We start from the raw sequence: 13,735 nt of genomic DNA on the forward strand, positions 1-13,735 counted from the left end.
CGCCCCGGGCATGGCATGGCCTTTCGGCAGGTCGGCCGGGGGGCGGTGCGGTGGGCGGCGCCGGATAACCTGGCGGGATGAACGAGAATCCTCCGCCCTGTCCGAAGTGCTCCTGTGAGTACACCTACGAGATGAACGCCCTGGTGGTGTGCCCCGAGTGCGGCCACGAATGGGTGCCCGCCGAGGCTGGTGCCGAGGGAGGCGGGGCTGCCGGGGAGCGGGTCGTCAGGGATGCCGTCGGCAATGTGCTGCAGGACGGCGACTCCGTGGTGGTGGTGAAGGCGCTCAAGGTGAAGGGCAGCCCGTCGGGGATCAAGGCCGGGACCAAGGTGCGCAACATCCGGCTGGTCGACGGGGTCGACGGTCACGACATCGACTGCAAGGTCGACGGTTTCGGCGCGATGCAGCTCAAGTCGAGCGTGGTCAAGAAGGCCTGAGCCCGGCGCGGGACCCCCTCCATCGATGAGTGGGCCTGGGTGCAGTCGGATGCGGAATTGCAAAATTTCGCAATTGGTTAGATGCTGGCTTGGTTGGGTCTGCAGGTAGCCGCGGGCGCAGCCATTCGTGTCCGTCCCGTGTGCGGGACCTGGCAGAGTCCGAGGGGTCGTGTCCGTTCCGCTGTACCAGGCCAAGGCCGAGTTCTTCCGGATGCTCGGCCATCCCGTACGGATACGCGTGCTGGAACTGCTGCAGGACGGGCCGATGCCGGTGCGGAACTTGCTGGCTCAGATCGAGGTCGAGCCCTCCGGGCTGTCGCAGCAGCTTGCGGTGCTGCGCCGCTCCGGGATCGTCACCTCCACCCGCGAGGGCTCGACCGTGGTGTACGAGCTGGCCGGCGGCGACGTCGCCGAGCTGATGAAGGCGGCGCGGCGGATCCTGACCGAGATGCTCGCCGGGCGCAACGAACTGCTGGCCGAGCTGCGGGAAGCCGAGGCTGTCGCATGATGACCGGAGCAATCGGCCGTGCCCGGGCCCGGATCGTGGTGTTGCTGCCAGGGCGCGCCGACCTCGCGGAGATGCGGCGCGACCCGCGCCGCGACCTGCTGGCGGGCCTGATCGTGGCGATCGTGGCACTGCCCCTGGCTCTCGGCTTCGGGGTCTCCTCCGGGCTGGGTGCGGAGGCGGGCCTCGCGACCGCGGTGGTCGCGGGCGCGCTCGCGGCGGTGTTCGGTGGGTCCAACCTCCAGGTCTCCGGGCCGACCGGCGCCATGACGGTGGTCCTGGTACCGATCGTCGGCCGGTACGGGAGGGCGGGGGTGCTCACCGTCGGACTGATGGCGGGCGCCATGCTCGTCGCTCTGGCGGTGCTGCGGGCCGGGAAGTACATGCAGTACGTGCCCGCCCCGGTCGTCGAGGGCTTCACCCTCGGTATCGCCTGCGTGATCGGCCTGCAGCAGATCCCGAACGCGCTCGGCGTGCCCAAACCGGAGGGCGACCGCGTTCTGGTGGTGACCTGGCGTGCCGTCGAGGAGTTCGTGAAGTCCCCGAACTGGACGGCCGCCGGGTTCGCGCTCGCGGTGGCCGCGGTCATGCTGGTCGGGGCCCGGTGGCGGCCGACCGTGCCGTTCTCGATCGTCGCCGTGATCGCGGCGACGATCGTGGCTCAGCTGGCCGGCCTGGACGCGGCGAGGCCGATCGGCGATCTGCCGTCGGGGCTGCCCGTACCCTCGCTGTCCTTCCTCGACCTCGGCTCGCTGGGCACCCTGCTCGCGCCGGCCGTGGCGGTCGCGGCGCTGGCCGCGCTGGAATCCCTGCTGTCCGCCTCGGTCGCCGACGGCATGACGGTGGGTCAGAAACACGATCCGGACGGGGAGTTGTTCGGCCAGGGCCTCGCGAACATCGCCGCCCCGCTCTTCGGTGGCGTCCCGGCCACCGGTGCGATCGCCCGCACCGCGGTCAACGTCCGCACCGGGGCCGGCTCCCGGCTCGCAGCCCTCACGCATGCCGCCGTTCTCGCCGCGATCGTCTTCGCGGCGGCGCCGCTCGTCTCGAGGATCCCGCTGGCCGCCCTCGCCGGCGTCCTGCTGGCCACCGCGATCCGCATGGTCGAGGTCGGCTCGCTGAAGGCCATGGCGAAGGCGACCCGGTCCGATGCGCTGATACTCGTCCTCACCGCCGTGGCGACGCTGGCCCTGGATCTCGTGTACGCCGTGATCATCGGTCTCGTCGTCGCCGGTGCCCTCGCCCTGCGCGCCGTCGCCAGGGAGGCCCGCTTCGACCAGGTGCCGCTCGACCCGGGTGACCACAGCGCCGAGGAGCACGCGTTGCTGGCCGAGCACATCGTCGCCTACCGCATCGACGGACCGCTGTTCTTCGCAGCCGCCCACCGCTTCCTGCTGGAGCTGACCGAGGTCGCCGACGTGCGGGTGGTGATCCTGCGGATGTCGCGGGTGTCGACGATGGACGCCACCGGCGCCCTCGTCCTCAAGGACGCCGTGGAGAAGCTGCGCCGCCGTGGCATCGTCGTCCTCGCCTCCGGGATCCGCCCCGGCCAGCGCCAGGTCCTCGACTCGGTCGGCGCGCTGGAGCCGCTGCTGCACGAGGGGCGGGAGTACGCCACCACTCCCGAGGCGATCCGCGCCGCCCGCGAGCATCTGGAGACGGCCGGAGTCCTGCCCGTCGGTCCCGCCCGGCCGTCCCGGACCTCCAGCGAGGAAGTTCTGCCATGAGCACCGTCCCCGCCGCCCTTCGTATGGTCGAGGTCTCCGGTGCTGAGGCCTTGTGGCTGCTCGAAGGCAGCAGTCTTGGCAGCCTCGTGTACGCCCAGCGGGGGGCGAGCGTGATCAGGCCCACCCGGCACGTGTGGGAGTACGGCCGCCTGGTCGTCCGTACCCCGGCCCCGGCCATGGCGGTGCCTGTGACGGGGACGTACCACGTCGCCGACATCCGCGCCGTCTCCGGAACCGGCTGGACGGTCACCGTCTCCGGCCCCGTCGAGGTGATCACCGACCGCGATGAAGCCGCTCACCACCGGCGCACCCTCATGGGCTGGAGTCACGGCCCGCACGGCACCCTGCTGCGCCTGCATCCGAAGGCGGTCACCGGTTTCCGCCTCGCCCGCGCGGAGGCCTGAGTGAGGTCCACACAGATGGAGACCTTGCCCTACCGGCACGTGCTCACCCTGCCGGCCGAACCATCGGCCGTACGGCTGGCCCGGGAGACAGCTGAGCAGGCGCTGGTCGAGTGGGGCATCGGCGTGCGCCACCCGGCGGTGGACCCGGCCCTGCTGATCCTTGCCGAGCTGGTCACCAACAGCGTCCGGCACGCCGCCGTTCACTCCCCGACGGTGACCGTGATCTATGCGGCGGGCCCGGACTGCCTGGCCTTCGCCGTCCACGACCGCCATCCCCACCAGCCGGCGCTCTACGGCGCGGACATCGGCTCCGGCGCCCGGGGCCTGGCCACCGTCAGGGAGCTGGTCCTGGCCCTCGGCGGCACAGCGGTGGTCCGGGCGGATGCCGACGGCGGGGGCAAGAGCATCTGGATCACCCTTCCCCTCTGAACCGGCCGGCAGACTCCGCCCGGCAACCCGCGGAGGGAGGTTCACCACCATGACCATCGACTGGCGCTACACCGTCGAGGACGACCTCGGCATCGTGTCCGTCGCCGGCTGTCTGGGCATGGACGCGGTCCGCCGATTTTCCGGCGCGGTCGGCTGGGCGCCGGCCAGGGGCACCGGCCTGGTCGTCGTCGACCTGACCGAGCTGCGCAGCTGGTGCAGCGCAGGCGGCACCGGTGGCGAGGCGTCACGAGTGGCGCACCACCGGATGGCCGGCCGCGGACCAGGCAGGCGAGTGACCGCCCCGGGTCATCCCGGTGCGAAGACGCCGTCATCGTCCCGGACGGGCACGAGTGCGCAGACATCGTCCTCGGTGGCGATGGCCACGTCGGCGACGAATCCCATCGCCGCCAGCCGGCGGCCGGAGGCACTGGTGGCGACAGCGTGCACGATGTCGGCTGTGCCTTCGTAGCTCGCCTTCGCGGCGGCGGCTTCCGTGGAGAGCGGGCCCGCACCCTGGGAGTGCAGTTCGCAGATGAGGGAGCCGGCGCCCAGCAGGTCCTCGAGGGCCGGGCGCAGGGTCCCGTCCGGCCACCGCTCACCCGCGGCGATCACCGCGACGGGATGCCCGGGAGTGCCGTAGCCGCGGGCGGTGAGCCAGCTGCTGACCGCGGTGATGTTGCGCAGACAGGCGGCGGCCACCTGCACGCCGGGTGGCGCGGCGGCGGCGATGGCGGCGCCGTTGGGCGACGGCAGTACCAGCCGGGCCACAAAAGGGGCGGCCCGCAGGTGGGCCGGGGAGAGCGACCACGGGGTTGACGGGGTGACGGTGGTGCGGTGCGTGGCGAGCCGGGCGTCCCGCCGGCGGGCGTACGCCTCCGCGGCCGCGGAGGCGTCGGTTCGTTCGGCCTCGGTCGCAGACCCGCCGGGCCACCCGAAGGGCAGAACGCGGATCCCCTTCTCGACGGCGACGCTCAGCGTGGTGGAGAACGACAGTACGTCGACCGTGACCAGACATGCGGCCTCGGCGGCGAGACGGCCGGCTCCGGTGGGACCCCACTCGAAGCGGATCCCGGTGCCGGTCTGCATGTCCCAGTCACCCATCGCACCCTCCCCGGTCGGCCTGCCGTGACGGGACCTGAGTAATTGCTAACATTAGCAATTACTCAGGTCGTCATCGGTGGATTCGGGCGGTTGCCTTCCTCGGGTGCGGATTCGGTCTGGCCGGTGTCGCGCGCGAGGATGGGCGCATGTTCTGGATGAGTGGGTGGATGCGATGCGCCGAGGTTCGGTCGGCAAGGTCGCGCTGTTGTAGCGGGGAGGGGGCGGCCAGGTGAGTACGCCGCTGTACCAGCTGAAGGCCGAGTTCTTCAAAACACTCGGCCACCCGGCTCGTATCCGGGTACTGGAGCTGCTGAGCGAGCGCGAGCACGCAGTCGCGGAGATGCTGCCCGAGGTCGGCATCGAGCCTGCGCACCTCTCGCAGCAGCTGGCCGTGCTGCGGCGCGCGAACCTGGTCAAGACCCGCAAGGAGGGCTCGACCGTGTACTACTCGCTGACCAGCCCGCACGTCGCCGAACTGCTCCGGGTGGCCCGCACGATCCTGTCGGGCGTGCTGGCCGGACAGGCCGAGTTGCTCGCCGACCTGCAGGCAGCTCAGGTGGAGGGCGGGCCGCCGTCGTAGCGACGGCTTTCGGACGGCGGTCGCCTCCCGAGGCAGGGGGAGCGGACGTGGATGCAGGACGCCGGAGAGCGGTCGTACTCCTCGCGACGCTGGGGACGTTCGGTGCTGCGCTGGTAGGGCTGTATGCACTGACGGGCGTACGGCTCGCCCATGATGCAGCCGACTGAGGGTGGTCGCCCATCGACTTTGCCGTCGCCGCCTCCGGGGCCGTGGACAAGGCGGTGACACCGTGGGCCGGCCACGCCCCGCTCGCAACCACGCCTCCGGAGGGGGAACCGCCCGACGGTCCACCGGATCGCTCCGACCCTGAGCCCGAGCCGTCCGGCGGCCATCGGCCCCGAATCCGGGACCGGCTGGCGACCGCCGTGGTGACGGCGGCCGTCACGGCCGCGGTGAGCGGCATCGTCTACGGGGCCCTGGCGCCGAAGGCACGGCGGCTCGGAGACCGCCTGGAGTGTCAGCACGGACGCCGGGGGCGGCGGTAGCGGCGCCTTCGAGGTCCAGCCACTTACCGACGCATACGTCGTCCCGGGCAGGACCACGCCTAGCCCTGCCGCAGCTTCTGCCTGCGCGTCATCGACGTCGACCACGGCAACTACGCGACGACGGACGACATCACCTACTACCGGACCGCAGTTGACCCTCAGCCGTGCCCTGCGTCGACACCTCCTCGCAGCCCCCACTCATCAAGCCCGGAGTAGATCAATGCGGTGCGGCCTCCGGGGATGCCGAGCGCCTCGGCCTCTCCGGAATGAAGCGCCACCAGAGAGTCAGGGCCTCGCCACCAGGTGTCTGCAAGGCCCATCACCTCGCGCACCGGCTCGTAGCCGTCCAAGTCGATGTCAGCGACGTCGTCGCCGACGAGCCGGGTAACCTGCCTCGCCCACAGGGATGCGTGATGGGCCAGTGCGAGCGATTCCACCCAGCCCTCGACGGTCGCGTGCAGCGGCGCCCATCTGTCTGCATGGATTCCGAACTCGCCCGACGGACTGATCATGAATGAGTAGGGGACCGCGGTCCGTTGCATCCCGGCCTCGAACCACCACCCCGCGTCGTCCGATTCGGGCGAGTCCGGATCGAGGTACTTGGGGCCTCCGTCGTACTGGGACGCGGGTGGCAGGAGCAGACCGCCCCATCTCTCCTGGTAGGCCGCCATTCGGTCGATCACTGCTGCGGGGACGCCCCGCTCGAGCCACCACTGCCGGTGCCCCTCCACGGGCCGGACATCGACCTTGACGCCGTGCGCGCGGACGAACGATCGGGCTCGTCGAGTCAGGCCGTCAGGCACATCGTCGAAGAGGTTGAGATTCACCAGGGCGACGCTACCCGCTGCTCATGCCGGTGCCCGCTCGGGCGCCCGCTCCAGACGGACGATCACGCTCTTCGACGTCGGCGTGTTGCTGATGTCCGCGACGCTGTCGAGGGGCACCAGCACGTTGGTCTCCGGGTAGTACGCGGCGGCCGAACCCGGGGGAGTGGAGTAGCCCACGACGCGGAAGGCCTCCGCGCGGCGCTCCGAGCCGTCCGACCAGATGCTGACCAGGTCGACGAGGCTGCCCTCGGCCAGGCCGAGGGCAGTGAGGTCGGCGGGGTTGACCAGGACGACGCGGCGGCCGCCCTTGATGCCGCGGTAGCGGTCGTCCATCGCGTAGGGGATGGTGTTCCACTGGTCGTGCGAGCGCAGGGTCTGCAGGACCAGGTGGCCCTCGGGTGCCTGCAGCATCGTGAAGTCGTTGACGGTGAAGACGGCCTTGCCGCTGGGGGTGCGGAAGACGCGGGAGTTGACCGGGTTGGGCAGGCGGAAGCCGCCGGGGTGCCGTACCCGCTCGTTGAAGTCGTGGAATCCCTCGACGACCTGGGCGATGCGGTCGCGGACGAGGTCGTAGTCGGCCTCGAAGTCCTCCCAGGGGATGTCCGGTTCGCCGCCCAGCACCCGGCGGGCGAGGCGGCTGATGATGGACACCTCGCTCAGCAGGTGCGGGGACGCGGGAGCGAGCCGGCCGCGGGTGGCGTGGACCTCGCTCATGGAGTCCTCGACCGTCATGAACTGCTCGCCGCCCGCCTGGACGTCCCGGTCGCTGCGGCCGAGCGTCGGCAGGATCAGCGCGGTGCGTCCGCACACCGCGTGCGAACGGTTGAGCTTGGTCGAAATGTGCGCCGTCAGACGGCAGTTGCGCACGGCGCGCTCGGTGGCCTCGCTGTCGGGCGTGGCCCGGACGAAGTTGCCCGCGACACCGAGGAAGAGCTTGGCCCGGCCGTCTCGCATGGCCCGGATGGAGTCCACGGAGTCCAGGCCGTGCGCGGTCGGCGCGGTGAAGCCGAACTCCTTGCCCAGCCGGTCCAGGAACGCCTGCGGCATCCGCTCCCAGATGCCCATCGTGCGGTCGCCCTGGACGTTGCTGTGCCCGCGCACCGGACACACCCCCGCGCCCGGACGGCCGATGTTGCCGCGCAGCAGAAGGAAGTTGACGACCTCCCGGATGGTGGGCACGCCGTGCTTGTGCTGGGTCAGGCCCATCGCCCAGCAGACGATGACACTGCGGCTGTTCAGCACGCGCGCGTGGACCTGCTCGATCTCGTCGCGGGTCAGCCCGGTGGCGTCCAGGACGGCGTCCCAGGACGTGGCGCGGATCCGTTCGGCGAAGGCGTCGTAGCCGGTGGTGTGCTCGTCGATGAAGGCCCGGTCCAGGACGGTGCCCGGCTCCTTGTCCTCCGCCTCAAGGAGCAGCAGGTTCAGCGCCTGGAACAGGGCGAGGTCGCCGCCGGGGCGTATCTGCAGGAACTGGTCGGCGATGTCCGTGCCGCGGCCGATGACTCCGCGTGCCTTCTGCGGATGCTTGAAGCGGAGCAGTCCCGCCTCGGGCAGCGGGTTGACCGCGACGACGCTGCCGCCGCGCCGCTTGGTCTCCTCCAGCGCGGACAGCATCCGCGGGTGGTTGGTGCCGGGGTTCTGCCCCACGACGAAGACCAGGTCCGCGTTGTAGAGGTCGTCGAGGCTGACGCTGCCCTTGCCGATGCCCAGGGTCTCGTTCAGGGCCGAACCGCTGGACTCGTGGCACATGTTGGAGCAGTCCGGCAGGTTGTTGGTGCCGAAGGCCCGCGCGAACAGCTGGAGCAGGAAGGCCGGCTCGTTGGCCAGCCGCCCTGAGGTGTAGAACAGCGCCTCGTCCGGGTGGTCCAGGGCGCGCAGCTCCCGCGCGAGCAGGTCCAGCGCCTCGTCCCAGCCCACCGGCTCGTAGTGGGTCGCGCCCTCGCGCAGCACCATCGGCTCGGTCAGCCGGCCCTGCTGGTTGAGCCAGTAGTCCGACTTCCGGCTCAGCTCGTCCACCGAGTACTGCCGGAAGAAGTCCGCGGTCACCCGCCGGGAGGTGGCCTCGTCACTGATGTGCTTGGCGCCGTTCTCGCAGTACTCGTTGCGGTGCCGTTCGCCCGGCGCGGGCTCCGGCCAGGCGCAGCCGGGGCAGTCGAAGCCCTTCGCCTGGTTGATGCTGAGCAGCGTCAGCGCGGTGCGCTTCGGTGAGGTCTGGCCCAGTGCGTACTTGAGCGCGTGTACGACGGCGGGAGCGCCGGTGGCCCAGGTCCTGGGAGCCGAGACCGACAGCCCGCCCTCGTCCGCTCCGTCTTCTTCGAAGTCCCGCATCGCACACCACGCCCTCTCGTCCGCACGACACTCTTGGCCAGCGCGTCGGACCAGGTCAAAGCGGAAGTTCCTATCGCGTGACAGGCGGCACCGATCAAGGCAGCGTGTCCGGGGCCCCGGCGCGGGACGGCCGCGGGCGAGGGATCATGGGACGGTGCTCCTGCGTCAACTCGAATACCTCGTCGCCCTCTCGCGCGCCCGCCACTTCGCGAAGGCGGCGCAGGCCTGCTACGTCTCCCAGCCGACCCTGTCCGAGGGCATCCGGAAACTGGAGGACGAGCTCGGCATCCCCCTGGTCCGGCGGGGCCGCAGGTTCGACGGCCTGACTCCGGAGGGCGAGCGTGTCGTGCTGTGGGCGCAGCGCATCCTCGCCGACCGGGACGCGATGCAGGGCGAGATCCAGGCACTGCGGGCCGGGCTGACCGGAAGGCTGCGCATCGGCACGGTCCCGACCGCCGCCACGGCGGTCGCGCTCCTGACCCAGCCGTTCTGCGCCGCCAACCCGCTGGCGACCGTGCAGGTCTTCGCGGACCTGCAGTCCGTGGACATCGTCAGCCGACTCCAGACGTACGAACTCGACGCGGCCGTGACCTACCACAGCACCGTCGTGGAACACGGCTTCAAGTTCGTCCCGCTGTACCTGGAGCGATACGTCCTGCTGATCCAGCGCTCCGGCCGCGATTCCGGCCCGGCCGAGATCTCCTGGAAGGAGGCTTCCCAGTACCCGTTGTGTCTGTTGCATCCCGGGATGCAGGGGCGTCAGGTCCTGGAGGCGGCCTTCGAGGCGGCGGGCGTCTCCGTCACCCCGCGCGTGGAGACGGACTCCATCGCCTCGCTGTTCGCGCAGGTCAGAGCCGGGCACTGGGCGAGCGTCGTACCGCACGCCTGGCTGCATGTCTTCGGCGTGCCCGCGGGGATGCAGGCCGTTCCCCTGGTCCGCCCGGTCCGCACGGAGCGCATCGGCCTGGTCCTCCCGGCGCGGGAGCCGGTCTCGGTGATCGGGCAGGCGCTGATCGACGCCGTAGGTCAGGCGGGCGTGGCGGCCGCTCTGGAACGGCTGCCCGACTAGCCGGCACCGATGAGTTTCCCGGTGACCGAAGGTCTCCCCATCAAATGCAGGCGGGCTGCAGAGAGACACAGAACGGGAGAGATCCTCATGGGGAAGGTCACCACCTCGGCGTCGATGTCCCTCGACGGGTTCATCGCCGGTCCGGCCGAGACGGGTTTCGAGCATCTCTTCGCCTGGCACCGCAACGGCGACATCGAGGTGCCGTCCGCCGATCCGCGCTGGTCCTTCCGGCTGTCACCGGCCAGCGCGGAGCATCTGCGGCACCAGATGACTGCCTTCGGGGCACTCGTGGTCGGTCGCCGACTGTTCGACGTCACCCAGGGCTGGGGCGGTAGGCACCCCTTCGGCGTGCCGGTCTACGTCGTCACCCACCGGGCGCCCGCCGACTGGGCCCACCCGGAGGCCCCCTTCACGTTCGTCACCGACGGCCTGCACAGTGCGATCCAGCAGGCAAAGGCCACCGCCGGTGCGCGCGACGTGGGCGTGGCCGCGGGCGACCTGGCCCGCCAGGCACTGGACGCCGGGCTGGTGGACGAGATCCACGTCGACCTCGTCCCCGTGCTCCTGGGCGCCGGCACCCGACTCGTCGGAGACCTCACCAACGCTCCGATCACGCTTGGCACCCCGCGTGTCGTCGAGAGTGCCGGGGTCACTCATCTCTATTACGCCGTGAACAAGGAGTCGGGTCACCCCGTCAACAAGTAGTCGGGGACGCACCAGGCCCGCGCCGCATCCACGCCCTCGCGTTCGCTTCACAGAATTCCCACAAAGCCCCATGAGAGCTTTAAGTTTCAAGCGGTACGCTCATTCGCACTTCGAGTGGCCGAGGAAGCCCCCACATCGCGGCGCTCGCATCCCCCCACAGGCAGGCACAGGAGACGCGTTGTGCGCGACGGCGACGTAGTAGTGATCGGCGGCGGCTACGCGGGAGTACGGCTGGCGAAGCGACTGGACTCGGTGGCGCGGGTCACGCTGGTGGACCGCAAGGAGGTCTTCTTCCACCGTATCGCCTCGCTGCGCGCGGGAGTTCGCCCGGAGTGGTCGGTGACCCCCTTCATCCCGTACGACCGACTGCTGCGCAGCGGCCGGGTGGTCGTGGGCAAGGCGGTCCGTATCGACACCACCGAGCGCCAGGTCGTCCTGGCGACGGGGGAGAGGCTGCCGTACGACGTGGTGGTGATCGCCACCGGCGCCGACTACCCCGAACCGGCCCGCTTCACCGGCACCACCACCGACGAGGCGGTCAAGTCCTTCGCCGGGCACCAGCAGAAGATCGCCGCGGCCGGGCATGTCCTCGTCGTCGGCGGCGGCCCCACCGGCGTCGAACTCGCCGCCGAGGTACGCCTGGCCCGGCCGGACGCCCGGGTCACGCTCGCCCACTCCGGGCCGGCACTGCTGCACTCCACGGGCGTCGAGCGGGCCGGGCGCAGGGCCCGGGCCTGGCTGGAGTCCCACGACGTGGAGGTACGGCTCGACTCGTTCATGTCGCCCGGCAACGACTTCGGCACCTATCGCGACGCGCACGGCACCGTCATCGAGGCCGACCTCTCCTTCTGGGCGACGGGCACCACGCCCAACACGCTCTGGCTGCGCCTGGGCGGGCACGGCGACTGGCTGAACCCGGCCGGGCACGTCAGGGTCGACCGCACCCTGCGGGTCGAGGGACGGCTGGACGTGTTCGCCGTCGGCGACGTGAACGACGCCACCGAACTCAAGATCACCCCCGCCGCGCTGGCCCAGGCCGACCTCGCCGCCTGGAACATCCGCACCTATCTGAACAGTTCGGGCAGGCACCGCAAGGACCCGCGCCTGTACCGGGCGATCCACCGCACCCCGCTCATCGTGCCCTTCGGCGCGGCCGACGGGCTGACCCTGCTGCCCGTGCCGGGCGGCGAGAGCGCGGTCCTCGGCGGCCGCACCTCGGTGCTGGCCAAGGCGAAGACGCTCATGACCCCGTACATGAGGCGCCAACTCGGCTACACCGCCGCCTGAGGCACAGGCCGGCCCGCCCGCGTCCAGGGCGCGGCGCGGAGTGTGTCTAGGGTGCGGGCATGACCTCGCAGACATACCTCTCCGAACTGTTCTCGCTCAGCGACCGCGTCGCCGTGGTGACCGGCGGCAGTTCCGGCATCGGCCGGGCCATCGCCGGGGCCCTCGCACGGGCCGGGGCGAGCGTGGTCGTCGTGGCGCGCAGGGAGGCGGAACTGGCCGCCACGGTCGACGAGCTGACGGCAGAGGGCTGCCGGGCGGCCTGGGCCAGCGCCGACCTGGGCAGCCGCGACGGCGTGCGGGCGGCGGCCGAGAAGGCGGCCGGGATGTTCGGGGAGCCCGACATCCTCGTCAACAGTGCCGGGATCAATCTGCGGCCGCCGATGGGGGAGTTGGGCGAGGACGTCTGGGACACCACGATGGCGGTGAACCTGGAGGCGCCCTTCCTGCTGGGACAGCGCTTCGGCCCCGGCATGGCCGAACGGGGCTTCGGACGGATCATCCACGTCACCTCCCAGCAGGCGCACCGGGCGTTCGTGCAGAGCGGGGCCTACGGGGTGTCCAAGGGGGCGCTGGAGTCCCTGGCCCGTTCCCAGGCCGAGGCGTGGTCGCCGTACGGCGTCACCTGCAACACGCTGGTGCCGGGCTTTGTGATGACCCCGCTCAACGAGCGGCTGTCGTCCGACCCGGAGAAGGTGGCGGCGCTGGCCGCCCGCACCATGGTCGGGCGCAACGGTCTGGCCGAGGACTTCGCGGGTGCGGCGGTGTTCCTGGCCAGCCGTGCCTCCGCCTACGTCACCGGACAGGCCCTCTTTGTCGACGGCGGACTGTCGGTCCACTGATCACGACACCGTTCACACCAGTGCGGTGAGGAAGTTGGTGAGTGCCTCGTTCACCTCGCGGGGACGCTCCTGCTGCGTCCAGTGGCCGCAGCCGGCCAACTTGACCGGTTTGCGGCGCAGGTCGGGCATCAGGTCCGGGAGGGCCGCGATGAGCTCGGGCGTGCCGGGGAAGGCCGGGACCAGGTCGCGGTCGCCGTACACGTACAGGGCGGGTGAGCTGACGACGGCGTCGTGCCAGGGGGCGGTCAGTTCCCAGTTGCGATCGAGGTTGCGGTACCAGTTCAGCGCCCCGGTGAAGCCGTCGGAGAAGCTCTCGGTGAGGGCGTCGAGGTCCTCCTCGGTGAACCACTCCGGCAGGGTCTCGGGGTCCGTCATGGTCGCCAGCCAGCCCTGGCCGGGTTCGATCAACGGCTGGGCACCCGAGCCGGCACCGGGCGCGTCGCCGGAAGCGGTGTAGAAGATCTTCCGCAGTGCCGTGCGGGTGTCCTGCGCCAACTCGGCGTCCGCGACGCCTGGTTGGCTGAAGTAGTTCCAGTAGAAGCGGCCGTGGAACCGCTCGTCCATGACGGCCAGCGGCGGCCGGGAGCTGCGGAACGGCGGCGGCACGCTCAGCCCGGCGACGCCGCGTACGACGTCGGGCCGCAGCAGGGCGGTGTGCCAGGCGACCGGGGCGCCCCAGTCGTGCCCGACGACGAACGCCCGCTCCTCGCCGAGCGCATGGATCAGGCCGACGACATCGCCGACCAGGTGGAGGATGCTGTAGGCGCCCACCTCGGCGGGGCGGTCGCTGCGCCCGTATCCACGCTGGTCGGGGGCGACCACGCGGAAGCCGGCTTCGGCCGGCGGACCGAACTGGTGACGCCAGGAGTGCCAGGACTCGGGGAAGCCGTGCAGCAGCACGACCAGGGGGCCTTCGCCCTCCTCCGCCACGTGCAGCCGAATGCCGTTCACGTCAACCATCCGATGCTCAACCATGGGCACGAGCCTACGGCGCCGTGATCTTCAGGTCGCT

At 71.0% G+C, this 13,735-nt stretch carries 14 protein-coding genes; 10 read left to right on the forward strand and 4 right to left on the reverse strand.

The features are described from left to right. Positions 1 to 77 precede the first annotated feature (77 nt). The 5 genes from ACFY1E_RS31670 to ACFY1E_RS31690 all read left to right on the forward strand — a co-directional run bounded on the left by ACFY1E_RS31670 (position 78) and on the right by ACFY1E_RS31690 (position 3,502). A complete protein-coding gene (locus ACFY1E_RS31670; protein WP_389081824.1) occupies positions 78 to 437 on the forward strand; it encodes a zinc ribbon domain-containing protein YjdM in 360 nt (119 codons plus the stop codon). 169 nt (positions 438 to 606) lie between these two features. Further along, positions 607 to 945: an ArsR/SmtB family transcription factor gene (locus ACFY1E_RS31675; RefSeq protein ID WP_389081826.1), complete on the forward strand. Its 339-nt coding sequence runs from the start codon at positions 607 to 609 to the stop codon at positions 943 to 945. Continuing rightward, a complete protein-coding gene (locus ACFY1E_RS31680; RefSeq protein ID WP_389082248.1) occupies positions 945 to 2,669 on the forward strand; it encodes a SulP family inorganic anion transporter in 1,725 nt (574 codons plus the stop codon). Before ACFY1E_RS31675 ends, ACFY1E_RS31680 begins: the two co-directional genes overlap by 1 nt. Then, a complete protein-coding gene (locus ACFY1E_RS31685) occupies positions 2,666 to 3,073 on the forward strand; it encodes a pyridoxamine 5'-phosphate oxidase family protein (RefSeq protein WP_389081828.1) in 408 nt (135 codons plus the stop codon). The genes ACFY1E_RS31680 and ACFY1E_RS31685 overlap by 4 nt, the downstream gene beginning before the upstream one ends. A gap of 15 nt (positions 3,074 to 3,088) precedes the next feature. After that, entirely contained in the window at positions 3,089 to 3,502 is a 414-nt protein-coding gene (locus ACFY1E_RS31690) for an ATP-binding protein (protein WP_389081830.1), read from the forward strand. A gap of 306 nt (positions 3,503 to 3,808) precedes the next feature. On the opposite strand, the gene ACFY1E_RS31695 is transcribed toward ACFY1E_RS31690, so the two are convergent. Further along, complete coding sequence (locus ACFY1E_RS31695; RefSeq protein WP_389081832.1) at positions 3,809 to 4,603, reverse strand: 2-phosphosulfolactate phosphatase; 795 nt, start codon at positions 4,601 to 4,603, stop codon at positions 3,809 to 3,811. Between the two features lie 229 nt (positions 4,604 to 4,832). Here ACFY1E_RS31695 and ACFY1E_RS31700 point away from each other — a divergent pair, with 229 nt between their 5' ends. Then, positions 4,833 to 5,183 carry a metalloregulator ArsR/SmtB family transcription factor gene (locus tag ACFY1E_RS31700; protein WP_351464415.1) on the forward strand — a complete coding sequence of 117 codons (351 nt, stop codon included), beginning with the start codon at positions 4,833 to 4,835 and terminating at the stop codon, positions 5,181 to 5,183. Between the two features lie 643 nt (positions 5,184 to 5,826). Here the strand turns inward: ACFY1E_RS31700 and ACFY1E_RS31705 are convergent. Both ACFY1E_RS31705 and ACFY1E_RS31710 read right to left on the reverse strand, forming a co-directional pair. Then, entirely contained in the window at positions 5,827 to 6,495 is a 669-nt protein-coding gene (locus ACFY1E_RS31705; protein WP_389081834.1) for a hypothetical protein, read from the reverse strand. A gap of 21 nt (positions 6,496 to 6,516) precedes the next feature. Beyond that, positions 6,517 to 8,823, reverse strand: coding sequence for an FdhF/YdeP family oxidoreductase (locus tag ACFY1E_RS31710; RefSeq protein ID WP_389081837.1), 2,307 nt, complete (start codon positions 8,821 to 8,823; stop codon positions 6,517 to 6,519). 154 nt (positions 8,824 to 8,977) lie between these two features. Between ACFY1E_RS31710 and ACFY1E_RS31715 the strand changes: the two genes are divergently transcribed. From ACFY1E_RS31715 to ACFY1E_RS31730, 4 genes are all read left to right on the forward strand, one after another. After that, the gene (locus tag ACFY1E_RS31715) at positions 8,978 to 9,892 is read left to right on the forward strand and encodes a LysR family transcriptional regulator (RefSeq protein WP_389081840.1); all 915 of its coding nucleotides are present in this window, start codon (positions 8,978 to 8,980) and stop codon (positions 9,890 to 9,892) included. 87 nt (positions 9,893 to 9,979) lie between these two features. Then, the gene (locus tag ACFY1E_RS31720; protein ID WP_389081842.1) at positions 9,980 to 10,597 is read left to right on the forward strand and encodes a dihydrofolate reductase family protein; all 618 of its coding nucleotides are present in this window, start codon (positions 9,980 to 9,982) and stop codon (positions 10,595 to 10,597) included. Positions 10,598 to 10,777: 180 nt separating this feature from the next. After that, positions 10,778 to 11,884, forward strand: coding sequence for an NAD(P)/FAD-dependent oxidoreductase (locus ACFY1E_RS31725; RefSeq protein ID WP_389081845.1), 1,107 nt, complete (start codon positions 10,778 to 10,780; stop codon positions 11,882 to 11,884). A 59-nt stretch (positions 11,885 to 11,943) separates the two neighbouring features. Then, on the forward strand, positions 11,944 to 12,723 hold the full coding sequence (locus tag ACFY1E_RS31730) for an SDR family NAD(P)-dependent oxidoreductase (RefSeq protein ID WP_389081848.1): 780 nt from the start codon (positions 11,944 to 11,946) through the stop codon (positions 12,721 to 12,723). 12 nt (positions 12,724 to 12,735) lie between these two features. On the opposite strand, the gene ACFY1E_RS31735 is transcribed toward ACFY1E_RS31730, so the two are convergent. After that, positions 12,736 to 13,698 (reverse strand): alpha/beta fold hydrolase, encoded by a 963-nt coding sequence (locus ACFY1E_RS31735; protein WP_389081850.1) that lies wholly within the window; start codon positions 13,696 to 13,698, stop codon positions 12,736 to 12,738. Between the last annotated feature and the right edge of the window lie 37 nt (positions 13,699 to 13,735).

It is taken from the genome of Streptomyces sp. NPDC001604 (assembly GCF_042893475.1).
Lineage (GTDB): Bacteria > Actinomycetota > Actinomycetes > Streptomycetales > Streptomycetaceae > Streptomyces.